This is a genomic window from Halioglobus sp. HI00S01 (genome assembly GCF_001635445.1).
Taxonomy (GTDB): domain Bacteria; phylum Pseudomonadota; class Gammaproteobacteria; order Pseudomonadales; family Halieaceae; genus Halioglobus; species Halioglobus japonicus.
On the sequence record NZ_LWEE01000265.1, the window covers coordinates 375,094 to 398,314 of the forward strand.

17 protein-coding genes are annotated in these 23,221 nt (G+C 59.2%); 5 read left to right on the top strand and 12 right to left on the bottom strand.

Features of this window, described 5'->3' with window-relative positions; genetic code table 11:
- Nucleotides 1-152: 152 nt before the first annotated feature.
- Genes A3709_RS25095 through A3709_RS19085 form a run of 3 tightly spaced genes read left to right on the top strand, consistent with a single transcriptional unit; the run spans nt 153 to nt 2,310 of the window.
- Nucleotides 153-464 carry an NUDIX hydrolase gene (locus tag A3709_RS25095; RefSeq protein WP_369795160.1) on the top strand — a complete coding sequence of 104 codons (312 nt, stop codon included), beginning with the start codon at nt 153-155 and terminating at the stop codon, nt 462-464.
- A 10-nt stretch (nt 465-474) separates the two neighbouring features.
- Nucleotides 475-765 carry a DUF1244 domain-containing protein gene (locus A3709_RS19080; protein ID WP_066058297.1) on the top strand — a complete coding sequence of 97 codons (291 nt, stop codon included), beginning with the start codon at nt 475-477 and terminating at the stop codon, nt 763-765.
- 21 nt (nt 766-786) lie between these two features.
- Nucleotides 787-2,310 carry an arylsulfatase gene (locus tag A3709_RS19085; protein ID WP_066058301.1) on the top strand — a complete coding sequence of 508 codons (1,524 nt, stop codon included), beginning with the start codon at nt 787-789 and terminating at the stop codon, nt 2,308-2,310.
- A gap of 51 nt (nt 2,311-2,361) precedes the next feature.
- Here the strand turns inward: A3709_RS19085 and A3709_RS19090 are convergent, their stop codons facing one another.
- From A3709_RS19090 to A3709_RS19100, 3 genes are read right to left on the bottom strand one after another with little or no spacing between them, the layout of a single operon-like run.
- Nucleotides 2,362-3,378, bottom strand: a complete 1,017-nt coding sequence (locus A3709_RS19090) for a TIGR03617 family F420-dependent LLM class oxidoreductase (protein WP_066058303.1) — start codon at nt 3,376-3,378, stop codon at nt 2,362-2,364.
- Between the two features lie 12 nt (nt 3,379-3,390).
- A complete protein-coding gene (locus A3709_RS19095; protein WP_066058305.1) occupies nt 3,391-4,413 on the bottom strand; it encodes a hypothetical protein in 1,023 nt (340 codons plus the stop codon).
- Complete coding sequence (locus A3709_RS19100; RefSeq protein WP_066058309.1) at nt 4,410-6,899, bottom strand: PEP/pyruvate-binding domain-containing protein; 2,490 nt, start codon at nt 6,897-6,899, stop codon at nt 4,410-4,412. The genes A3709_RS19095 and A3709_RS19100 overlap by 4 nt, the downstream gene beginning before the upstream one ends.
- 278 nt (nt 6,900-7,177) lie before the next feature.
- Here A3709_RS19100 and A3709_RS19105 point away from each other — a divergent pair, with 278 nt between their 5' ends.
- Nucleotides 7,178-8,446: a ribonuclease J gene (locus tag A3709_RS19105; RefSeq protein ID WP_231871246.1), complete on the top strand. Its 1,269-nt coding sequence runs from the start codon at nt 7,178-7,180 to the stop codon at nt 8,444-8,446.
- Here the strand turns inward: A3709_RS19105 and A3709_RS19110 are convergent.
- From A3709_RS19110 to A3709_RS19145, 8 genes are all read right to left on the bottom strand, one after another.
- On the bottom strand, nt 8,443-9,003 hold the full coding sequence (locus A3709_RS19110) for a DUF2452 domain-containing protein (protein ID WP_066058315.1): 561 nt from the start codon (nt 9,001-9,003) through the stop codon (nt 8,443-8,445). The genes A3709_RS19105 and A3709_RS19110 overlap by 4 nt on opposite strands.
- Nucleotides 9,004-9,194: 191 nt before the next feature.
- Nucleotides 9,195-12,320 carry an efflux RND transporter permease subunit gene (locus A3709_RS19115; RefSeq protein WP_066058318.1) on the bottom strand — a complete coding sequence of 1,042 codons (3,126 nt, stop codon included), beginning with the start codon at nt 12,318-12,320 and terminating at the stop codon, nt 9,195-9,197.
- Between the two features lie 3 nt (nt 12,321-12,323).
- Nucleotides 12,324-13,484: an efflux RND transporter periplasmic adaptor subunit gene (locus A3709_RS19120; protein WP_066058681.1), complete on the bottom strand. Its 1,161-nt coding sequence runs from the start codon at nt 13,482-13,484 to the stop codon at nt 12,324-12,326.
- Nucleotides 13,485-13,706: 222 nt separating this feature from the next.
- On the bottom strand, nt 13,707-15,458 hold the full coding sequence (locus A3709_RS19125) for a DUF885 family protein (protein ID WP_066058323.1): 1,752 nt from the start codon (nt 15,456-15,458) through the stop codon (nt 13,707-13,709).
- Between the two features lie 14 nt (nt 15,459-15,472).
- A complete protein-coding gene (locus A3709_RS19130) occupies nt 15,473-16,102 on the bottom strand; it encodes a DUF2894 domain-containing protein (RefSeq protein WP_066058327.1) in 630 nt (209 codons plus the stop codon).
- Entirely contained in the window at nt 16,095-16,739 is a 645-nt protein-coding gene (locus tag A3709_RS19135; RefSeq protein WP_066058330.1) for an OmpA family protein, read from the bottom strand. Before A3709_RS19135 ends, A3709_RS19130 begins: the two co-directional genes overlap by 8 nt.
- A complete protein-coding gene (locus tag A3709_RS19140; RefSeq protein WP_066058333.1) occupies nt 16,739-19,054 on the bottom strand; it encodes a hypothetical protein in 2,316 nt (771 codons plus the stop codon). Before A3709_RS19140 ends, A3709_RS19135 begins: the two co-directional genes overlap by 1 nt.
- Nucleotides 19,044-19,793, bottom strand: coding sequence for a DUF3348 family protein (locus A3709_RS19145; RefSeq protein ID WP_066058338.1), 750 nt, complete (start codon nt 19,791-19,793; stop codon nt 19,044-19,046). The genes A3709_RS19140 and A3709_RS19145 overlap by 11 nt, the downstream gene beginning before the upstream one ends.
- A gap of 195 nt (nt 19,794-19,988) precedes the next feature.
- Between A3709_RS19145 and A3709_RS19150 the strand changes: the two genes are divergently transcribed.
- Nucleotides 19,989-20,624, top strand: a complete 636-nt coding sequence (locus A3709_RS19150) for a peroxiredoxin (RefSeq protein WP_197484294.1) — start codon at nt 19,989-19,991, stop codon at nt 20,622-20,624.
- Between the two features lie 63 nt (nt 20,625-20,687).
- Here A3709_RS19150 and A3709_RS19155 read toward each other — a convergent pair whose 3' ends face one another.
- Entirely contained in the window at nt 20,688-23,198 is a 2,511-nt protein-coding gene (locus A3709_RS19155) for a TonB-dependent siderophore receptor (RefSeq protein WP_156507853.1), read from the bottom strand.
- Between the last annotated feature and the right edge of the window lie 23 nt (nt 23,199-23,221).

The window sequence follows — 23,221 nt, forward strand, 5'->3', positions numbered from 1 at the left end:
CTGCGGCGCTAGTGCTGACGCTTCTGTTGGCCGCTTGCGCGGACTCTTCCCGTCCCTGCCCTCACCAGGGCAAGGCCGATTTTGCTCCTTCCGGGGGGTGCCTCGCGGTGGTTCACGGTAAGATTTTGTTGATTGAGAATTTGGCCCGAAAAGTGTCGCCCCCTGGTGGCAAATCGTTACAGGGTGAATCGGCGCAATGTACTGCCCATCGGGAAACTTACGAAGAGATCGGCCTGGACCTGGTCCCCGGTCGACTGTTGCACGTGTTTGATACCGGATTTCATCTTTACCATTGCGAGATTCACGCTGAATCGGGTCAGATCAAGCCCGCTGTGCTCGAGGCCCGTCGCGCGATATGGCTCCCTGTAACAGACGTCGATGACGTCGAATGGCGCTTCCCCGGGCAAGGTGCTGCCCTGCGAACTATACTGAATACCCCCTACCAGCAACTCGAACAAGAGTAGAGAAATCAACATGTCAGACACCGACAAAATTGAAGCGGCGGTGTTTCGCCGCCTTCTTGAACACCTCGACAGCCGTAAGGATGTGCAGAACATTGAATTGATGAACCTGGCTGGTTTCTGCCGCAACTGCCTGTCCAAGTGGTATATGGCCGCGGCACAAGAGCAGGGCGAGAGTGTCGACTATGACGCCGCCCGTGAGCGTGTCTATGGCATGCCGTATGGCGAGTGGAAAGCGCGTTACCAAACCGAAGCTACCCCGGAACAAATGGCGGCGTTTGCGAATAACAAACCCGCTGAATAATTCCAGCGACGAGGAACGATAATGATAAAACTCATCAAACACACGTTATTATTTTGCGCGTTTGCCGCCGTGCCTGCCCTGGCAGACGACAAGCCCAATATCCTGGTGTTCTGGGGTGATGATATCGGCATTACCAATATCAGCGCCTACAGCGACGGCATTATGGGTTATCGCACGCCGAATATTGATCGTATCGCCGATGAGGGCGTGCGCTTTACTGACTACTACGGCGACCAAAGTTGTACCGCCGGCCGCTCCAGTTTCATTACCGGTCAGTCGCCATTGCGTACCGGCTTGTCGAAAGTCGGTATGCCGGGCGCTGAACTAGGCCTCATGGATCGCGACCTGACAATTGCCGAGGTGCTCAAAGATCACGGTTACGCTACAGGGCAATTTGGCAAAAATCACCTGGGTGACAAAGACGAACATCTGCCCACCAATCACGGGTTCGATGAGTTCTTCGGAAATCTCTATCACCTCAATGCCGAGGAAGAACCTGAAGATGTGGACTACCCGACTGCACCGTGGTTCAAACAAAAGTTTGGCCCCCGTGGTGTTATCCGCTCTTATGCGGACGGTCGTATTGAAGATACCGGGCCACTGACGCGCAAGCGCATGGAGAACGTCGACGAAGAAATCGTCGCCGCGGCAAAGAAGTTTGTCGGTCAGTCTGTGAAGGCGGACAAGCCGTTTTTTGTCTGGGTGAATACCACCGGCATGCACTTCCGTACTCACCCTGCTGAGAAGCACCTGGGTAAGTCTGGCCAGGATTTTTACAACGACGTCATGGTGGCTCACGATGAACTAGTGGGTGAAATGCTCGACCAGTTGGATGAACTGAAGATCGCCGAAAACACTATTGTGTTCTACTCCACCGATAATGGCGTGCACTACAACACCTGGCCTGATGCCGGCATTACGCCGTTCCGCAGTGAGAAAAATTCCAACTGGGAAGGCGCTTATCGCGTGCCCGCTGTCATGCGCTGGCCTGCTAAGGTTGAAGCCGGCCAGGTCTCTAATGCGGTGATGTCACACCTGGATTGGATGCCCACCCTCGTGGCCGCAGCCGGCGATGCCGATCTCAAAGCGGATTTATTGAAAGGCAAGCGCGTCGGAAAGAAGAATTCCAAGCTTCATCTTGATGGTTATAACTTCGTTCCTTACCTGACCGGTGAAAGCGAGGAAGGCCCACGCAAGGAGTTCATCTACCACAATGACGGCGGCTTACCAGTATGTGTGCGCGTTGGCGACTGGAAGATTGTGTATGCAGAGAACCGCGCCCAGACCATGGCGCTGTGGGCCGAGCCTTCTGTGACATTGCGCGTACCGAAGATCTTCAACCTGCGCCGCGACCCCTTTGAGCGAGCCGATCACAACTCCAACACCTACTGGGACTGGATGATTGATAAGGCCGCCTGGATGTATATGGCCAGCGCTGTCACCACGCAGTACCTGCAGACGTTTGAACAGTATCCGCCGAGTCAGGTGCCCGATTCCTGGAGCATCGATAAGCTGACGGACAAGTACCTGCAGGATATCAAGTAACCCTGCTCAGGCGCGGATAGAGACCGCGCCAATGGTGTCGCTAAAGCTCACCTACGCGTGGGCTTTTGTTTGCTCGATAATCGGTGCCCAGAAACCTTCGGGTGTGGCATAGGGCGTATACAGGCTGATGCGGTTGGGCATGTCGCCGTATTTTTCTCTCACTCGTACGGCAACATTTTCTGGCTCATCGTAGATACAGAAGGCTTCGAAGAAGGTGTCGTCGATCAGATCTGCCAATTGGTCCCACTTCCCTTCCTTAGTCAGGCGATTGGCCTCTGGCTGTAGCTCGCCGTAGCCGATGGCTTCCATCGGGGGTTTGTAGGCGGGGGTAGAGGCGTAAAAACCCAACAGGCCTTTAATGCTGTCCTTGGCGGCTCGCATGGTCTCTTCGGTAGCACCGGTGGCAATCATGGCGCCTAGAGAAATGATGAAATCCGTATTCGACTTGCCGGCCTTCTCCAACCCCTTGTGTACTGCGGGCAGGGCGTGTTGCTCGATAAAGGCCTGGTTGTTAAAGGGGTGCATGATGATGCCGTCGGCCACCTCGCCGGCCACTTCGGTCATTTTTGGCCCCAGCGCGCCAAGCAGCACGGGAGGCTTGCCGTAGGGGTTTTCCCCTGCATTGAACATGGGCGTCATCAAGGTGTGGCGGGTGAATTCACCTTCGAAATTCAGGCGCTCGCCGTCCTGCCAGCAATCGAAAAACGCCTTGGTCGCGAGAATATGCTCGCGCATGCGCGCCGCCGGGCGCGAGAACTCGCAGCCGAAGCGGTTTTCAATATGGGTTTTGATCTGGGAGCCCAGCCCAAGCAAAAATTTGCCCTTGCTGAATTTGTGCAAGTCCCAGGCCTGGTACGCCAGGTGCGAGGGGTTGCGGGGGAAGGCGACGGCAATACCGGTGGCGATATCCAGTTGCGGTGCGTGCTCGGAAGCAAGCAGTAGCGGGAAGAACGGGTCGGTGTTGCCCTCCAGGGTATAGACCCCGTCAAACCCCTCTGCCGCCAGCCGCCTGGCTTCTTCAGCGGCGTTCTCCACCGTGGCGTAAAAGGGCGCGTCGATGCTTGTCATGATGCTGATGTCCTAGTGGTTGCCGGAACTGCCGCTGTCAATGTTGCGATTACATTCGAACCAGCCGGGGCTGGCTATGCCCTGATACGTGTCATCGAATGTACACCGCACCAGCGAGCGCCGATACTCTGTGCGCTTCGGAATGGCGAAGGTATGGGTAATGTCGATTTCGGTGCCTGAGACAGCCGCCATATCGGCACGAATTACCGAGCCGTCTTCACCGGTGAGGACGATGGTGCCGCTTACGGCTTGCTCCGGCGATGCTGCGTTGTACTCCACCTGAAAATCGACGTCCGTGAGGTTGACCATAGCAGCGTCCGCCGGCTTGAAGTAGCCCATCTTGATGGCCGGCCACTCGGGAATATTGACCACCGTGGCCTGCAGGCTGAACTGCTCGTTATTGATGACCAGGAACGCCCACTCCATGTCCCAGGGGCGAGGCCCCCAGGAGTGATCGCGCTCGCCGCGAACATCGAAGACACTCTCAATACCGGCAATACTGGTGGTGCACTGAGCTTTCATGGGTTGCTCATAGCGGTTGGTCGCATAGCCCTCGGCACTGTGACTCTCCACTTCGCCAGCACCCCGGGAGTGCGGTGGTGCTACCGCCTCCAGTTGCAGGTCCACCGCGACCGGAAGCACTGTGCCCAGCCGCACGCCACTGATCACCCTGGCGAATCCCTTGACGCTTAGCTTGCCGTCGACAAGAGGTTGTCCGGGGGTATAGCTGCATTCCAGACCCCAGCCACTGTAGCTAAAGGCCTTGTCATCGTTATTCAGAGTCAATGCTGAGAAGGGCAAACGGTATTCTTCAATCACCAGCCATTCATTGTTGTGGTAGACAAACAGCCAGAACAGCAGCCGTTCCTGTGCCGGGTGCCAGCCTACCCGGCAGTGCCCGGCGAAAGTGGCATCGTCGTTATACCAGTCAAAGAAGTAGGACTCATTCCAGTCCATGTGATCGGGGCTGAACGGGTGGGGGTATTCATCTTCAGCGACGATGCCGAATTGGCTGATATCGAACGGTGCGCTCATCTCGGGTTACTCCTGGCTTCGCTATCCGTGGTGTTGTCGGTTGTGCTCGGTGTCCCCGCTGATCCGGCGCTGCATTGAAGAACCTCTACAGTACCGTTATCAGCGTCCAGGCGAATCAGGTCACCTGTGGTAATGCGGCGAGTGCCTTCGCGGGTATTTACGATGGCTGGAAGGCCATATTCGCGCGCGATGACAGCGCCGTGAGATACAGAGCTGCCGATGTCAGTTACAAGTCCGGCTATCAGGTTGAAGTAGGGTGTCCAGCCAACGTCCGTAATAGGTGCTACCAGAATTTCACCCGGCTGCAGGGCGCTGGCCTCTTCGACACTATGTGCCACGCGCGCCGGTCCTTCAGCCACACCTCTGGAGACAGCGCGGCCGCGGATCTGACCGTCCTCGTCGTGGGCCCGGGTGCGTTTTTCGATAGGCTGCGGTGGGCCATAGCAGATTTCTTCAAATTCGATCTGGTTCTGAAACGCCAGCGCCATACGCCGTCGATCGGCGATATTGGCCCAGTCGCTCTCTTCGCTGTGCGCGTCATTAGTCAGTGACTGGAGCTCTGCATGGCTGAAAAAGAATACCTGGTCGCTGTCTTTTAGTACGCCTTTGGCGACCAGCCGTTGCCCGAGTACGTGATACGCCTCTGACAAAGTGTGAGTGGCTTTCACCAGCATTGACTTCGTTGCCTCGCGTCGGCGGATGGCGTTGTGAGCTTTAGGCAGAATCCAGCGCAGCCCTCGGGAAAGCTCATCGAGATTGATAGCGGTGGGAGAAACGTCATCTGTGGCGCCGGCCAGTCGGGCTTTGACACTGGCTTGAAGCGTAGACACAAGGCTCTCAGGGTGTTGTGACCAGCTGGGCTGACGCACACAGAGCTCGCGATAGCCGCGATGACCATGTCGTTCCAGAAAGGCGTCGAATGCGTTGGCAATGTCCGATGTGGTTTTGTCGCCCAACCACGCCAGCGCTTCCGCTGGGGATAGTTCGCAAAACGCCTCTGCCGTATCTCGCTCAAGGCCGGCGATCCCGCGGGCAATGTCGTCCAGCTGTTCCACGAGCACGGCACTCTCTACGTCTTTTGCGCCTGCGAGCAGGCGCGCAGCCTCGGATTCATGGTCTGCCTCGTCGCCGGGGCCGCGGGCGAGCATGGCGTGCAAGACGGCGCCTGAAAAGCCCGAGGTGGCGGAGGATTGCAGATGCACCCAGTAGGCCCGGTGTAGCACAGGAAGCGCCGTGTTTATGGCTTGTAGAACGGCGGCACTATCGCCTGACGTATTGATACTGAAGCTGTCCAGCTCGGTGCGGAAGGTGTTGATAGCCTTGTCTGCGCCCAGAATGTATTTCAACAGCCTGGCGAACCCCAGCAGCCTGATGGGTAGGGGCCTGGGCGGTGGCCCTTGCAGACCCGGAACCACGCGACCACACAAGCTCTGGCCCTGGGATTCCACATCAATGCCCATGACGCTCGCGGAGGCGACGGCACCGCCAGTCATATTGATGAACATCTGGCCGTGGCTGATGGCGACCTGGGTCCAGTCATCGGTGATAGCGGGGCGTCCGGCATAGGATACGTGCATATGCTGCATTCCCTGTTCGATGCCGCGACCGGTTACCGATAGCGTTAAGGGGCAGCAGGCCCCGGGCATCATTTCGCCAATATTGCAGCGAGTGACTATGTCCTGAGGCGGAACAACCGTGTCCTGCTCACGCAGATCGCTCGCCAGGGTGGTAATAGCCCGGGCCTGTACCCAGTAGAGTTGGCCTGCGCCGTCGATGGCCCATTCCATGTCCAGTGGCTGCCCGGCCTGTTGCGCTGCGGCGCGAGCCTGGCTGATCAGTAACTGCTGTTGATCGTCAGCCAACAGGGGACTGTCGTTGACGACTTCCGCATAGCACAGGGTGCCGGATTCATCGAACTCGTAGTGGTCAGGTGTCGCTTCGCCGCTGACCAGCGCCTCGCCCAGGCCGGCTACAGCGTCAATCACCAGCCGATCGTAGCGGTTGCTTACGGGGTCCACCGTAAAGAGCACACCGGCAACGGCGGCGTCGACCATCTTCTGGACAACCACGCACATGGTCGCCGGGGCGATGTGCTGGTCGTGTTGGTAGGCGTCGGCGCGATCGCTGTGCAGCGATGCGACACATTGCTCGATCGCACTTTGCAGTTGTTCCAGGCCCTGAACGTTTAGAATGGATTCGTATTGCCCGGCGAAGGAGGCATGCTCGCCATCCTCACCAATGGCAGAGGACCGCACCGCAACCTTGCACTCTCCTAATTCTCGGTAAAACTGCGCGAGAAGCTGCGCGGGGGCCGGGCGGGTAGCGTCGAGAATCACAAAGCCGTTCGGGCAGGGCAGTTGCCAGTTCATCAGCTGTTTCAGGCCGTGGGCTTTGCCGCCGGCCGCTTGGTGGGCTAGTTCGCCGAGCCAGAGCAGTTGCGCCGCTGTACCGGTCTCGGAATCCGCTGCTACTGTGTCTTCCTTCATGTTTTATTTTTACTATACGATCGGATAGTGAGTAGGCATTAAGCTGGCACAGTTAATGGGTGGGGTCAAGACGGTGGCGGGCAATCGGCGCGTATGGATATGGACAAGCTCGACAGATACACGCCTCTTCTGACGACCTGTTCTCTATTGCCGAGAAAATACTGGGTCATACCCCGGACCTCGCCGTGGCGAGCGAATGACCGTAGTATGCTTGCACTATGACCCCTTCATCAAAAGATCTCTGGTTTCTCCCGCTGGGCGGTTGCGGTGAGATCGGCATGAATATGAGCCTCTACGGCCATGATGGGCACTGGCTGATGGTGGACTGCGGCATCGGGTTTGACGATGAGAGTGCCGAGACTCGCATTATTACTGCTATGCCGGATTTTATTGCCGCACGACGGGATCAGTTGGTTGGGCTGCTATTAACCCACGCCCACGAAGACCACATTGGCGCAGTTGCAGATCACTGGCGGGAGTTGCGCTGCCCGGTTTACTGCACGCGTTTTACCGCTGAAATCCTGTCGCGCAAGCTCGCTGATGCGGGCCTGTTGGGTGTGACACCGGTGCATTGTGTTGAGACCGGTGAAAGACACAGCTTGCAGCCTTTCAATATAGAGTGGGTGGCGCTCAACCACTCAACACCTGAGTCCCAGGCACTGGTCATTCACACGCCCGCAGGCACGGTCTTCCACACTGGCGATTGGAAGTTGGACCCGGCGCCCGTAGTGGGTGATGGCTTCGATGCCTCTGTATTTCGTCGCATCGGTGATCGAGGTATTACTGCCATGGTGTGCGACTCCACCAATGCCACGGTGGAGGGGCGCTCGCACAGTGAGGGGGACTTGTATAAGGGCTTACTGGACAGAGCCAAGGCCGCCAGGGGTAGGGTGGTGTTCGCCTGTTTCGGCAGCAATGTGGCTCGCCTCACTACGCTGACAAAAATCGCGATCGCGACGGGACGTTATCCGGGGCTGTTGGGCCGCTCGCTGATCAACTACTACCGTGCCGCCCGGTTAAGTGGCGTATGGCCGCTTGAGCAGGAGCTGGTGCCTGCGGCTCATCTTGGCTATCTTCCCGCGGCAGAAGTCGTTGCTATCGCTACCGGCAGCCAGGGCGAACGCGGCGCTGCCCTGAGCCGCCTGGCCGCCGCTAATCACCCGGATATGGACCTGGAGCCCGGGGATACCGTGATCTTTAGCTCAAGGGTAATTCCGGGGAACGAGCGTGCCCTGGCGGCGCTTGATGCACGCTTGCAAGCGATGGGGGTGAACGTCATCCACGATGTAGACGAAGCCGCCCCAATTCATGCGTCAGGCCACCCTGCGCGCGATGAGCTGAGAGATATGTATGCGTGGATTCGTCCCCAGATTGCCGTACCTGTGCACGGCGAAGGCCGTCACCTTGATGCTCATACAGATCTGGCGAGGGAGTTGGCGGTGCCGGTTCAGCTCAACGGCCGCAATGGCGATTTGTATATGCTCGCCCCACAGCCCGGATTGCGCCGTGGCGCCGCGCCCGTGGGCCGCGTTGTACTGCGGCGTTAGCTGAGCAGCGCTGGCAGCTCCTGTCCTGCCAGCCAATCGCGGCTGCTTCGTGCGTCCAACCCTGATTTGGCCAATGAACTCTGCAGCGAATTGGACATCCCGGCGGCGAGTAGCCGGCGATAATACGGAAGTTCACGCACATAGAAGGGCAGGTGGTCCTCCAGTGTGCCGTCCTGATTTAACCAGTCAGCGAACCCTTCGCGAAATGCACTGAGTGCCTTCACCAGCTCGTCCTGCCTGTTGATATCTGCCCGTGGCGTGAGCTGCCAGGTCATGTCCGGCTGCATGACACAGCGGCCCAGGCAGGGGCCGGGTGGATGTCCGTGCCAGTCTTCAGGCGACAGTAGCGATAGCGTCCAGTTGCTCTGGATGAGGTAGAGAAAGTAGTGGATGCCCGGTCGTGGCTTGAAGCGAATTTCTGCCGCCACTACCAGTGAAGTGACCAGGTAGTCGCGCAGCACTTCCCGGGGGGTGCGGGCGCTTACGACGGCAGGCTGGGCCTCGCGCCAGTCTTCGACAACTGGCACCAGACCCTTGCCTTGTGGATTGGCTGACATTGTATGCCTCAACTCATATGACGTCGCTTGATACGTATAGCAACCGCAAATGTGTCACTAATTATGAGTTTAAGTGCTAGTGATACAATGAAGGCCCCCTCGCGTCTCGTAAGGGGGCCTTTGAGATTTGTAGCATTTGCCGCGCCGCCTTTCGATTCAGCGGCTACCTGTATTCATTTGCTACTTGCGTTCTAGTGCTGCTCCGCAGGATTGGTTTTGCTGCCGAACAGCTTGGCTTTCACCCAGGCGATGCCGCGGGAGCAGTCGCCGCCGATGGCGTACAGTGCGGGTACCATAAGCAGCGTCACGAACAGCGCGAACAGGACGCCGAAGGCCAGGGACAGTACCGCGGGCTTTAGGAACTGGGCGTCTGTTGAGCGCTCGGCCATGATCGGCATCAGGCCCACGAAGGTGGTGACGGTGGTCAGCAGAATGGGACGGAAACGCAGCACACCGGCTTCGACGATAGCGTCTACGATGGACTTGCCCTGTTTTCTCAAGCGGCCGATATAGTCCACCAACACCAGGTTGTCGTTCACGACCACGCCCGCTGCAGCGCCAATACCAAACCAGGAGAACAGGGCCATGGGTGTGCCGAAAATCAGGTGGCCGAACACCGCTCCCATGAAGCCAAAGGGAATGGCTGTCATCACCAGCAGCGGTAACCAGTAAGAGTGGAAGGCCACGGCGATCAGCGCATACATGATGAATAGCGCCACCGCGTAGAGCGCCATGATCTCGTTAAAGAACAGTTCCTCTTCTTCCTGCTGGCCACCCTTGAGGATGATGAGGCCAGGGTAGTCTTCCTCCAGCTTGGGCAGTACGGTCTCCTTGATGTCATCGGTGATATCACCCATGAGATCGTGGTCCATATCAGCGCGTACGCGGATATAGCGTTCACCATCGCGGCGCCGGATGCGCTGGGCACCTTTGGCAATTTCCACTTCAACGACCGACAGCAGCGGTACCTCGCGACCATCGGCGGTGCGGATGCGGAAGTTATTGAGGCTGGCGAGGTTGCTGCGATGTTCGCTGGGGTAGCGCACCATTACTTTTACGTCACCATTGGCACGTGGCAGGCGCTGCACTTCCTCGCCGTAATAGGCCTGGCGTACCTGCCGTGAGACATCGGCCAGGGTAATACCCAGCTTCTCGGCACCGGGGCGAAGATTGAGCAGAATTTCGTCGGCTTCACCGCGCTGGCTGTCGCGCACAAAGAAGGTGCCTTCGTAGGAGCGCAGGGCAGCCTGCAGATCGCGGCTGGCATTGGCCAGGCTGACGGGGTCCTTGTGCTTCAACAAGTAGGTCACATCCGCACCGCCGCCGTTCATGATGGTGTAGTTCACATCAATCTCATCCGCATCCGGAATCTCACCCACCAGTTCGCGGAAACGCTCGGCGGCTTCTTTCGCCGACAGGTCGCGAATCTCCGGTGGCGCCAGTTTCACGATGGCAATCACACTGTCTCGACGAGAGCGGGTGTACCAGCCTTCAATCAGTTTACCGCTGCCTTCACCGGAGGCTTCCGCTTTCTGGTCCACTTCTTCGATGAGTCGACGCTCGGCATCCTGCAGGTGATCAAGTACCTCCAGTGCGCGGGAGTAGGGCGATCCCGTGGGCAGGGTGACGTTGATGTAAATGGTTTCCGATTCTACTTCGGGCATGAAGTAGAAGCGCACCCAGCCGCTGCTGAAAATGCCGATGGCAAGCACAAAGCCACCAAAGAAGATGCTGGCCGTGAGATAGCGGTGGTTAACCGCACTCTGCAGTAGCGGACGGAAACGAGTCTGACCGAAGTTGATAATGCTGTGCTCGATCTTCTGCTGCACCCTTGCCAGCCCGTGCAGTTCCTTGCGGGGCTCCAGGTGACGCAGGTGAGAGGGCAGAATAAAGAACGCTTCGATCAGGGAGATCACCAGTGCCACGGTAATCACGATGGAAATCTGACGTGTTACCTGGGCTGTCTCGCCGGTCACGAATAGCCAGGGGGCAAAAGCGATAATGGTGGTAATCACCGCGAAGAAGACCGGTCGCGAGACCGCCATGGCGCCATCGACAGCGGACTGTGGCCCGCCGCCGCTGACATGGGCTTCGTGGTGAATACTTTCCCCCACCACGATGGCGTCGTCCACCACGATCCCCAGGACCAGCAGGAAGGCGAACGTCGACATAATATTCATCGACACATCGTTCATGGGCAGCATGGAGAAAGTGCCCAGGAACGCCACGGCAATACCGGCGGTTACCCACAGTGCAACTTTTGGGCGCAGCGACAGAATGAGTACCAGGAACACCAGGAACAGGCCGAGGAAGGAGGATTCACTGATCAGATCCATGCGTGATTTGTAGATGTCGGCCGTATCAAACCACATCGACAGGTCGACGCCCTTGGGCAGGGTGGGGCGGGTCTCTTCCATCCAGGCATGTACCGCGTCGGAGGCTTTGACCACCTGCATATTGTCGGTGGCCTGCACCTGCAGTAGCACGGCAGGCATGCCGTTCAGCGTCGCGAGAATCTCGTTGTCTTCGTATCCGTCAATCACTCTGGCCACGTCGCCTACACGCACCACCGCGCCTTCGCTGGTCTGACGAATCACAATGCGTTCAAAGTCGGTTTGTGAGTCGGCCAGGTTGCGCGCGCGTAATTGCACGTCACCGGTCTCGGTGCGCACCCGTCCGGAGGACAGGTTAATAGAATTGGCGCGGATGGCGTCAGCGACTTCAGAGAAGGTCAGGCCATAGCGGCGCATCGCCGACTCAGATAGTTCCACCGACACCTCTTCGCTGCGCGTGCCGAACAATTCAATAGTTGATACGAACGGCAGTGACGCCATATCGTCCTTGAGGTCTTCGGCAAGGCGGGTCAGTTCCCGTTCACTGATGTCGCCAAACACCACGACGCGAAGCATTTCCTCGCGATTGCGCATGCGCTGGACCCGGGGTGGTTCCATATCGCGGGGTAATGAAGTGACCGAGTCGACGGCATTTTTAACCTCGTTGATAAACTCATTGATGTCGACATTGGGATAGGTCGATACACTGATTTCACCAAACCCTTCGGTGGCCGTAGAGTAATAGTGGAACACCCGATCGACGTCTTCCAGGGCTTGCTCGATCCGCGAGATAACCTGTTCTTCCATCTCCTGGGGGTTGGCGCCTGGCCAGGCCACGTTGATCTGGGCCTGGTTGATTTTGACCTGGGGAAAGGCCTCTTTTTCCATGGCCTGCAGACCGAGATAACCGGACAGCAGAATGCCAATCATTAACAGGTTGGCGGCGACGGGGTTTTCCACCCACCAGCTGACTATGCGGCGCATGGCTTAGCTCTCCTTGTCGACAGCGGCCAGAGCCATGCCCTGGATGGGGTTGCGTATCGCCGAGGTCACTACCTGTTCACCGGCGCTTAGACCTTCGCTGACAATCACCCGCTGGCGAGTGGAGTGGGCCACGTTGACATCGCGAAACTCGAGTAGGCCTTCGTCGTTAATCAGGAAGACCTTGTCGCCCGCGCGCAGGGCGTTGGCGGGAATGATGGTGGCGTCTGCGATGTTGCGACCGGCGATGTGGGCTTCTACATACAGGCCCACGGCCATGGGCATACCTCTGTCAGATACGCCTGCGTCGTAGGGGTCGGTAATCTCTGCCAGTGCATAGAGCATGCGGGTATTCGGATCAACGGCGGCATCCAGGCGTACCAGGGTGCCATTCCATTCGTGATGCTGGCCCGCGACCTGGGCTGTGAAGCGCACCGGCAGGCCGGCTCCTGGCTCTGCCACATAGCCAATGGGCAAACCGAGAGACGCGAGCTGGGCGTTATTCAAGGGCAGGCGTACGTCGACGCTGTCGGTGCCAAAGGCCTGGCCGATCACCGTGCCGGGGCCTATAAACTGACCGATGTGTACGTTGGTGCTGGCGAAGCGGCCGCGGAAGGGCAGCGTGACCTGGGTGCGGGCCAGATCGAGCCTGGCCTGTTCCAGGCCCGCGCGCGCAGCGGCGCGCGACGCCCTGGCCTGGGCGACCTGGGGCTTTTTCAGTGCCAGGTCTGAGGCATCGGGCTGGTTGCGCAACTGCTTGCGTGCGACGTCCTGGTCGGCGAGGGCCTGTTGTACCCCCAGTTCGGCCTCGGCCAGGCGTGCTTCCGCCTGGCTCAGGGCCAGCTTGTAGTCGGTGTCGTCAATTTTTACCAGCGTGGCACCGGGTTCGATGCGACCGCCTTCGACAAATTCCGGCGACACTTCCACGATCCGGCCTCCCACCTGCGAGACAAGATCAATCGCGGTGCGCGATCGCACTTCACCCTGGGTGACCACTTCAAGTGCGGTGCTTTCCTGGACTACCGTCGCGGTATACACCGAAGTAGGGCGCGGACCCTCTTCATTTTTCTCTGGCTCAGGCCGCGAAGCCTGAAGTACTGCGAAGGCACCTGCGCTGGCGGCGATTACCGCAATAGGTGCAACAATCTTGACAATCTTGCCGGCCATGTTCATTTCTCTATCCCTGTATACAAACCTATTCTAGGCCAAATAACCCTCGCTCAGGCGGGGTTATCAGCGTTTCGGCAATAGTAACGATTTTCCTATACGAACCCCGGTTTTTGCGACCAACGGAGTGATTTACGCGGGGAGTTGAGCTCAGCTGTGGGCTAGTGGGTGCTCGCCGTTCATCGCAGGTGGCCTGCGATGAACAGCGAGAAGTGGAGGAGATCAGTTGGTGCTGGCAGCCCGTTCGGCTTCAAGCCAGGCGTCCATGCGGCGTTCCAGTGCGTCCAGCGGGATAGCGCCCGCGCCGAGCAATTCATCGTGGAAACGGCGAATGTCGAAGTTGTCGTCGAGGGCGGTTTCCGCTTCAGCGCGCAGCTCGAGTATTTTCAGCTGGCCGATCTTGTAGGCCAGGGCCTGGCCGGGCCAGCCGATGTAGCGGTCGATCTCGTTGATGATGTCAGCTTCGGTTTTGGCGGCATTGGCCTTGAAGTACTCAATCGCCTGTTCGCGGCTCCAGCCAAAGTAGTGGATGCCGGTGTCGACCACCAGGCGCACAGCACGCCACATGTCATACACCAGTTGGCCGTAACGCGAATAGGGGTCCTGGTACAGGCCCATCTGATATCCCAGGCGCTCGGAGTAGAGGCCCCAGCCTTCGGTGAAGGCGGTGACGCGGCTCTCGGTGCGGAAGGGTGGCAAGCCCTCCAGTTCCTGTGCCAGGGCAATCTGCAGGTGGTGGCCGGGTACGGCCTCGTGCACGCTGAGCACCTCCATCTCATACTTGGGGCGCACGTCGGGGCGATACAGGTTGACATAGTAGTAGCCCGCCCGGGTACCATTATTCGCCGGCGGCATGTAATAGGCTGTGGTGGTATTCGGTGCGATCTGATCAGGGATCGGGGTTACCCCGTAGGGCATGCGTGGCAGCTTGCCGAACAATTGCACCAGCTCTGGGTCAAGGCGTTTGGATATCGCCAGATAAGCGTGGTACAGCTCCTCCGGGGTCTCGTAATAAAACTGCGGGTCGGTGCGCAGGAATTCATTAAAGGCCTGCAGGTCGCCGTCAAATTCCACTTCCTTGCGCACCTCCTCCATCTCCGCAAGAATGCGCGTCACTTCCTGTTTGCCGATCTCGTGAATCTCCGCCGGGGTCAGGTCGGTGGTGGTGAACTGGCGGGCGAGGTACTCATATACGGCTTTGCCGCCTTCCAGGCTGCCGATGCCCGGGGCGCTGTTACTGACGGGCAGGTAGGTGTCTTCCAGGTATGCAGCAAATTTCTTATAGGCAGGATTCACCCTGGTCTTAATGATGTCGCGGGCCTCGGCCTGGAGCAGCTCGGCTTCTGCGCTGTCTATCGTCTCCGGCATGTTGAGTAGCGGACCATAGAACGGATTGGCGGTGACGTCGCTGTCGAGCATCTTGCCAATCTGGGTGGGAATGCGCTGAATCACTACACGTGGCTGAACCCTGCCACTGGCGATGCCTTCGTCGAGCAGGGCCTGTTGCCGCTTTAGGTAGTCAGGCATGGCCGTCAGACGCGACAGCCACATGCGGTAGTCCTCTGCGGTGGAAAATCGGGTGTAGGCGCTAATGGTGTAGGCGGTATGCGGACCATTGCGCATGTTCATCGACATCAGATGCAAGCCGTGCTGCTGGCGCTCAATGCGCAGTTTGAGCATACGCTCGAACAGGTCGTAGTTGAGCTGGGCTTCCGCATCGAGCGTGCCGCGATCAATCTCCTGCAGATCCGCCAGGAACCGCTTGCGCTCCTTCAGACGGGCGGCGATGGCCGGTGCACTCTGGTCGGTCCAGCGATCGTTCTGGCTGTGGTCGCCGCGATAGGTGCGACTCTCGGGAAACTGGTTTAGGTACCATGCCCAGTGCTCTTCAATCAGCGTGTCCAGGGTATCGCTGGCACCTGCGTGTACGTGCAGGCTGGCCGCGAGGCAAATCAACAGCATGATTTCGCGCATAAGGTTCTCCGTGATTAACGAGGCTTCTTTTTATCGGCTTCTTCCAGCCAGAATAAAGTATCAATATAGCTGACAAAGCGGCTCAGATAGTGGGGCGACAGGTCGCGCATGGTCTCCAGCGAACGGGTGGCCAGGCGCTGTGGGTTGAGTGGGCCGCACTCCGGGGGAATCTCGGAGATGGCGTCAGTCACCACGGTATCCGCATTCAAGCGTACCATGGCGCTGTGAAATCGACGTGCGGCTTTAAGCTCTTCGCGGCGCGGTGAAGGGCCAGGTGCGCTCGGTGCATTGCTGTGGCTGGACAGGGCTCCCACCAGGTCCAACTCCTGCTGGCGCAATGCTTGTTCCAGCGGGGCGATGTCGACATCGTCAGGCCCCTGCAGGTTATCCAGCAGGCGATTGAGTTCGCGCAGGGGGGGCGACTTACGTTGGGAACGGCGAGGTTCAGCAGATGTGCTGCCAGGCACAGCGTTGCGGTAAGCCTGCAGCGCGTCGCGAACCCTGGCCTCCAGGCGCGCCGCGAGAGGTTCTCTGGCCCGCTCGGCGCGAGCCAGCAAGCTTTCGATATAGCGCAAGCGGGGCAGGTCGTGGCGACCGCCGGGGTTGGTTTTAAGCGCCGTCAGATCGGCGCGCAGCTCACTCATTGATGTCCTGCGGTTCGGCGGATGTCTTTGGTACGGGCGCCAGCTCTACCCGGCGATTGCGGGCCCTGCCTTCACTGTCGGCGTTGGACGCCACTGGATGTTGGTCACCAAAGGCAGCGGCAAATACTAGCCCGCGGGGCATGCCGGCGGTAATCAGTTCACGCGTTACCGTCAGCGATCGTTGCGCGGAAAGCTCCCAGTTGTCTGAGAAATGAAGGTTGTCGCTGTGAATGGGCAAGTCGTCGGTAAAGCCGGAGACCATTAACAGCTCATCCTGTTCACCCAGGTACAGTTTCAGGGGTTCTGCCAGCGATTCCAGCAGTTCCCGTCCCTCTGGTTGCAGGTCCGATGAGTTAAGCGCGAATAACACGCTGCCGCTGATGCCGATGCGACCATCGCGCAGGGTAATACGACCGCTGGCCAGGGGCGCTTGGAGTGCTTGTTCCAATACCATGCGCCGTTCCTGCTCTGCCTCGCGCAAGTCGACCTGTTCCTGCAGCGACTGGGACAACTCCACCTGATAGCCCACCACCCAGACCAGCAGCAGGACAAATACCCCCACCAGGCCTGACATGAGATCGCCAAATACCGCCCATACGGGGGTGTCGTCGGCCAGCTCCTGTTGCAGCTCTTCCATCAGGAGGTGGCCTCGTCAGCGAACAGGTCACCGGTCTGGCCGAGGCGGCGCAGCTCCTCGATGATCTCGCGTTGCGACAGCATGCTCTGGTCGATGATTTCCCTGGCCTGGGCGACGTAATAGCTCATTTGTTCGTCGGAGCGCTCGGTGGACTTCTCCATCGATTCCTCAATGCGCGACAGGTTTTCCACGAGTTGGGTGTTCGACTCGCTGTAGAGCTGCACAGCCAGGCCAAAGGCTTCGCCCAGGCTTGCCATCTCAGCCGCACTGCCGGCTACGTCCACCGTGAGGTCGGATAGCTTGGAAGCCTCGTCGCTGAGGCTGCTGCGGAAACTGTCGCTGACCTCGCCAAGCATGTTGGTCGTGGTCGTTACCAGTTCGGCAATCACGGCCTGCTGGGAGGTGGTGGATTGCTCCATGGTCTTGGTCAGTTCCGCCAGGTCGGTCATGATTTGCTGGCGCTCCTCCAGCAGGGTGTTGTCGCGCTCGAGGTTGTTGGCCACTTCCTCGTGCAGCTTGCCAATGACTTCCGCGGCTGCGCGGGGTGTTTCCGAGGCGGTCTCGATCAGCCGTGTCATCGGCTCTTCCAGCTCCTGACCCAGGGTCGCGAGGTGGTTAGCTGCAGTGCTCTCCAGTGCCGCGAGGTGGGTGCTGGCTTCACCGGTGAGATTGCCGAGCTGGGAGGCGGCCGTGGATTCCAGGGCGCTCAGCTGCTCGGCGGTTTCGTCGGTTAATCGAGTCAGTTGGTCGGCGGCGCCGGCGCTCAGTTTGGTCAGGTGCTCGCTGGTGTCGCTGCTCAGCGCACTGAGCTGGCCTGTGGTGGTTTCGGTGAGGTTACTGAGATGGCCACTGGCAGTTTCGGTCAGCGTGCTCAGGTGCTCGCTGGTGGTTGCACTCAGGGTGGTCAGGGACTGTTCCAGGGTCTGGTGCAACTGAGCGGCCTGCTCGCGTTGCTGCGCGTCGATGGATGTCATCGTCTTGCCGGCCGAGCTATGCAGTTGTGACAGTTGCTCGGCGGTCTGGGTCTGCAGTTCGGCCAGCCTTGCAGCCGTGGCTTCCTGTAGTGCGCCAAGCTGCTCCAGGCTGGCGGCGTTGTGGGCACGGTCGGTGGCCCGAAATTCACTCAGCTCCCCGCGCAGGGCTTCGGTCAACTCATTCATGCGTGCGCTTTGTTGCTCCAGCCATTGGGACTCGTTGGCCGCGCGCTGTTGTACCAGAGCCTCTGTCCCGGCGAGGAGTTCGCCCATTTTTGCAACCAGCGCAGTGGAGGTATCGCCGGCGTGACTGGCCATGGCGGTGCCAGTTTCCTGCAACTGATCAATGACCTGGCCCGAACTCCTGGCGAGCTCTGCCTGCACCTGCTCCAGGTGCTTCTGGTTGGCCGCATTGAGCTGTTGATGGAGACTTTCGGAGTGTTCCACCAGCTTGCCCAGCGTTTGCGCGATGATGGGGGCAATGCTTTCGCCTGCCAGTCGGCCGCTGTCGGCGAGGCTGTCGCGCAGGCTCTGGCCCACGTCACTGGCAAGGGTCTGGTACTGGCCTTCGGCACCGGCCAGAAATTGCTGCTGGCTGCCCATGAGTTGGTCACCGAGCGTGTTGCCCATGCGTTCCAGCTCACCCGCCATGGCTTCCAGGCGGTCGGCCACCCGCGGCAGCGCTTCTGCCTGTTGCTGCATGGCGATAAAGGTCTGCTGGCGGTGCCAGTTCAGTGAGTGATGGCGCAGCTCGCCGGCGATCAGGCTGTCGAGTTGGCGGGTAGCCTGCATACGCTCGCGTCGGCTCAGGGTGGCGTTAAGTCCCAGCATGGCGGAGGCGGCCACACCGGCCACGGAGGTGCCAAAGGCCAGACTCAGGCCCTCAATGGGCGCGGCCAGGCCCTGGCGGATGGCCGCCAGTTCGGTGCTGCCCTCCAGCGCGATGACGGCGCCCTGCAAGGTGTCGACCATGCCTACAAAGGTACCGAGCAGGCCGAGCATAACCAGCAGGCCCACCAGGTAGGGGCTGAAGACGGGCGCTGGCAAACCGACACGTTCACCCTCAATACGCTGACCGACAGCGTTGCGCAAAGTAGCGGGGAGCTGGGTCAGCCACGGCGCCAGTTCTGTGTCGATGGGGGGTGTTTGCAATGCCGAGGTCAGGCTGGCGGTATCGCGACGGAAACGCCACAGCTCCAACTGTCCCAGGGTATACACGAAGCCAATGACTCCAGTTACCAGCAAAGCCAGGCCATTCGCGCCGACAAAATCAAATCCCATCCAGAGGATCGCGGCGGCGCCAAAGGCGGCGGCGAGGGTAAACAACAAATCAGTCTTCATGGGGGGGCTCTTCATTGAGTGCTTCTATGAGGCCAAGTGCGGGCAGGAGCCTGGCCTCGATTTCTGCCAGCAGGAGCCCCTGGCTCTCGCGGCGATATTGTTCTCGGGTGTTGGCCCAGGCATCGGCCGGGGTGCTGCCCGCCTCGACGGCCACCTGGTATTCGCCAAACAGGAATTCGAGCCGGCTTTGCAATATGGCCGGGATGGCCGCAAAAAAGCGCCGGGAGCGCGGTGCCAGGGCATCGCCCAGGGCGGCGTCGATAGCACAGATCCGGGCGAGCTTGGTCGACAGGACGCTGCTGGCCTCGCGGGTGCGCAGGTGCAGGCCGCGGATCTTGGTCTCGATGTCCATTTGCTGGGACTGGTAAAACTTGAGATATGGCGCCATTGCAGCTTCGGCGTCTTTTGGTATCTCGCTTTCCTGGGTCGGCCATTTGATACGAGTGGGGCCGCTGCTGGGGAAAAAGGACCGCATGGCGGCCTGAATCAGGGTGCTGCGCGCCCGCAGGAACTCCTGAGTAATGCCGTCGGCAAAGTCTGCCAGAGCCGCGTCGTCTTCGATTTCAAGGTCCCGGGCATGGGCGTCAGACAGCGTGATCGAGTCGGAAAAATCGATCCACTGGCCCAGCCGCTCGGTAAATTGGCGGTGGGAAACCTGGGTGTCAGTGACGGCCAGATCGGACAGGAAGCGGACAAGCCGCGAGCTGCCCAGAGATACTTGGGGGAGCGCTTGGGTCATTAATCGTTTTATGGGTCCTGCGGGACGGAGCCCACAGGGCTCAAGGCCTCATTATCCCTGATGTCGGGCCGGTTGCAAGGCATGCCAGCGGTTTCCTTGGCGGGGCTAACTTGGCGAACTGGCTGCCCGAAGGGAACCCTTTTGCCTGAGGGCGCTCTATACTCGGAACCATTACAACTGACCTGGGGAATATCCGTGAGGAAAATCGCCTTTGCAGCAGGATTGCTGCTCATTATTGCCGCCGTAGCCGTGTTCATGCGGGCACCGCTCAAAGACGCCGCCTATGACAAACTCACCGAGGATATGTTTGTCAGTGAGGATGCCGACGGCTTCGATCCGGGGCCTGCGCTCGGCTCCCGGTTTCCCGGTGTGAACGCTCGTTACCAGGGGCGGGATATTCGCCGGATTGACGACTTCGCCGGGCCCAATGGCACGGTTTTCCTGGCTGTTCGCTCGGTGGACTGGTGTCCCTACTGCATGCGTCAGGTGGCAGAACTGCAGGCCAGCAAAGCCGCCTATGATGCCGCTGGACTGGGGATTGTCGCGATCACTTATGACGCGCCGGAGCTGCAACAGGCGTTCATTGAAAAGCAGGGTATTACCTACCCGTTGATTCAGGACGTCGATACCCTGACTTTCAAGACCCTGGGCATCCTCAATGACCAGTACGCGCCGGGCGACGGCGCCTATGGCATTCCCTACCCGGGCATGATTGTGATCGCCCCTGACGGTGTCGTGCGCGGCAAGCTGTTTGTTGAGGCCTACAGCAGCCGGGTGGATGCCATGTCCTCTCTAGCCTACGCCAAGGAGGCCCTTGGCCTGAAGCCCTGAGAGACATTCGAAGCATAAAAAAACGGGAGCCGAGGCTCCCGTTTTTTGTGGTCAACCGCTCGATTAGAAATCGTAGAGCAGGCGGGCGTACATGAAGCGGCCGTTAAAGCCTCCCGGTGCCCACTGGCTGTACTGGTTACCCACGCCTGCGGCGGCGTTGGGATTGCGGTCGGGCGTCTCATCGAGGATGTTGTCGGCACCAAGGACCACGGCGAAGCCGCTGTCAAAGGTGTAGCCAATTTCCGCATCCACAACACCGTAACCATCGTAGGTCAGGGTGTCTTCAGAGTCATACCAGTCATCGAAGTAGCTGTAGCGAGCCATGAAACGCCAGGCGTCCATGGTGTGGTTCGCCATCAGGTTCCAGCGAGTCTCCGGCAGTGCCTCTTCCAGTTCCTGGATACGCACTTCGTCGATAATACCTTCCACGAAGTCCTCAACCGAGGTTTCGGTCTGGTTGTACGCCAGGTTGAAGCTGGTCAGGCCGATACTGCTGTCCAGCTCATAGGTGGCAACCACGTCGAAGCCCTTGGTGTTGGTTTCGATACCGTTGGTGAAGAAGCGGAAGGTCTGCAGACTGTTCGCACCGGCAACGCCGTCGTCGATCAGGGCCTGACGCTCTTCGTCAGTCAGCACGAAGTTCTGGGATACACCCAGACGGTCTTCCAGATCGATATCGAAGTAGTCTACGGTGACGCTGAAGTCGCCTGCCTGCCAAATCACGCCAGCGGTGAAGTTAGTGGATTCCTCAGGATCGAGAGCCTGGCCGCCACGCAGGGCTGCCACCGCACTGGTGGCGGGGATGGTGCCGTTGTTCTCAAGCTCGTTGGTGGCGAGGTTGAACTCAGTGGACACGTTGTAGGCATTGGACTGACCGGGCGTCGGCGCGCGGAAGCCGGTGCTGTAGGTACTGCGCACCGCAAAGCTGTCAACGATCTGCCAGTGGGCAGCGATCTTGCCGTTGGTGGTGGTGCCGAAATCATCGAAGTCTTCCCAGCGCAGTGCCGCGGCAACCAGCAGGTTCTCGGTCACGTCCGCTTCGAAGTCAATGTAGGCAGCGATGTTGGAGCGGCTCCAGTCACCCTCGGCAATCGGACCAAAGCCCGGGAAGCCGTTGGATGCAGCGGAGAAGCCCTGGTCGGCCAGCGGGCCCACTTCCCAGGAAGCCTGGTCACCGATGCCAATTTCGAACTCTTCGTCACGCCATTCAAAGCCACCGGCGATGTTGAGGTCAGAAGCGAGGAAACTTACCGGTACGGGATAGGAGAGGTCGACGTTGAAGTTTTTCTCGATCTGGGTGTATGAGCCCGGATCAAATTCAGTGGGTGACTGTGGGCCAAGAGAAGCGTTCACGGTGTCCACGATGAAGAAGTCAGCATCGTTGTAACCCACGCCTGCGCTCACGTCCCAATACAGCCCGCCGTCGGTAGTACCCTTGACGCCGGTAACGAAGGAGGCGTCCTCAGTATCTGCACCGAAGTTGGGTGTAAAGCCACCGGGGAAGCGCTCGTTGAATACGAAGCAGTTGGGGTCAGCGATTACTGCGGCCAGGCCAGCAGCATCTGACGGGTCCAGATCGGTAGGGCAGTTGCCGGACATGTCGCCGGTCACGTCGCCTACCAGCCTGTTGCCGTTGCCATCGCCGAAAACAGCTTGGCGGGTATCAGGGTTACGGAAGTAGAAACCGCCTGTGACGGTCTTGGAAGCGTAGTTACCGAAGCCGTACCAGGAGTTGTTTGAGTTGAGGTCAACGCCCATGTTGAAGAAGGTCTTCAGGTCTTCCTCAACTTCAGGGTTACCCCAGATCTGGGCAGGGTTGGCAACGTCGGTGTTGCCGCCGGCAATCAGGGCGGCGGCGTCATCGCGCTGCACACTGCGGCTGGTGGGTGCAGCCTCGCCGTATTCGAAACTGGCATTGAAGAAGCCGTTGGCAGTGAAGGGCAGGCCGATGTTACCGGCTACTGACCACAGGTCTTCGTCGCCATCTTCGCTGTACTGGCCGTACTTGGCCTCGATGCTGCCGCCCTCGTCGTAATCCTTGAGGATGAAGTTGACAATACCGGCGATGGCGTCGGAGCCGTACTGGGCCGCCGCACCGTCACGCAGTACCTCTACCTGCTTCACAGCGATTGAGGGGATCACAGAAATGTCCGGACCCTGGGCGCCATCGTTCACACCGTTACCCAACCAGGAAATCACCGCAGCGCGGTGACGGCGCTTGCTGTTGACCAGGACCAGCGTGTGGTCAGAGGCCAGGCCGCGCATGTTAGCCGGACGAACCACGGTGGCCGCGTCGGAGATAGGCTGGTTGTTGACGTTATAAGACGGCACGGAATTACGCAACAGGGTGGTCATGTCACTGGCACCCTGGTTGCGGAACTCCTCACCACCGATGACGTCGATAGGAGCTGCTGAATCAAAGACTGAACGGGCTTCCCTACGAGTACCCGTTACTACCACCTCTTCGAGTTGATCAGCGCCCTCCTGAGCCAGGGCAACCTGGCTATAGCCCGCCGTAAAAGCGATCTGCGCAGAGATCGCCAGGGCGAGCTTTCGGGGAGTGAATATTTTCATTTTTTTCACCATTAGTTGTTGTT

Coding starts and splice junctions, on each gene's coding strand:
- A3709_RS19080 (WP_066058297.1), top strand. CDS start 475: ATGTCAGACACCGACAAAATTGAAGCGGCGGTGTTTCGCCGCCTTCTT.
- A3709_RS19085 (WP_066058301.1), top strand. CDS start 787: ATGATAAAACTCATCAAACACACGTTATTATTTTGCGCGTTTGCCGCC.
- A3709_RS19090 (WP_066058303.1), bottom strand. CDS start 3,378: ATGACAAGCATCGACGCGCCCTTTTACGCCACGGTGGAGAACGCCGCT.
- A3709_RS19095 (WP_066058305.1), bottom strand. CDS start 4,413: ATGAGCGCACCGTTCGATATCAGCCAATTCGGCATCGTCGCTGAAGAT.
- A3709_RS19100 (WP_066058309.1), bottom strand. CDS start 6,899: ATGAAGGAAGACACAGTAGCAGCGGATTCCGAGACCGGTACAGCGGCG.
- A3709_RS19105 (WP_231871246.1), top strand. CDS start 7,178: ATGAATATGAGCCTCTACGGCCATGATGGGCACTGGCTGATGGTGGAC.
- A3709_RS19110 (WP_066058315.1), bottom strand. CDS start 9,003: ATGTCAGCCAATCCACAAGGCAAGGGTCTGGTGCCAGTTGTCGAAGAC.
- A3709_RS19115 (WP_066058318.1), bottom strand. CDS start 12,320: ATGCGCCGCATAGTCAGCTGGTGGGTGGAAAACCCCGTCGCCGCCAAC.
- A3709_RS19120 (WP_066058681.1), bottom strand. CDS start 13,484: ATGGCCGGCAAGATTGTCAAGATTGTTGCACCTATTGCGGTAATCGCC.
- A3709_RS19125 (WP_066058323.1), bottom strand. CDS start 15,458: ATGCGCGAAATCATGCTGTTGATTTGCCTCGCGGCCAGCCTGCACGTA.
- A3709_RS19130 (WP_066058327.1), bottom strand. CDS start 16,102: ATGAGTGAGCTGCGCGCCGATCTGACGGCGCTTAAAACCAACCCCGGC.
- A3709_RS19135 (WP_066058330.1), bottom strand. CDS start 16,739: ATGGAAGAGCTGCAACAGGAGCTGGCCGACGACACCCCCGTATGGGCG.
- A3709_RS19140 (WP_066058333.1), bottom strand. CDS start 19,054: ATGAAGACTGATTTGTTGTTTACCCTCGCCGCCGCCTTTGGCGCCGCC.
- A3709_RS19145 (WP_066058338.1), bottom strand. CDS start 19,793: ATGACCCAAGCGCTCCCCCAAGTATCTCTGGGCAGCTCGCGGCTTGTC.
- A3709_RS19155 (WP_156507853.1), bottom strand. CDS start 23,198: ATGAAAATATTCACTCCCCGAAAGCTCGCCCTGGCGATCTCTGCGCAG.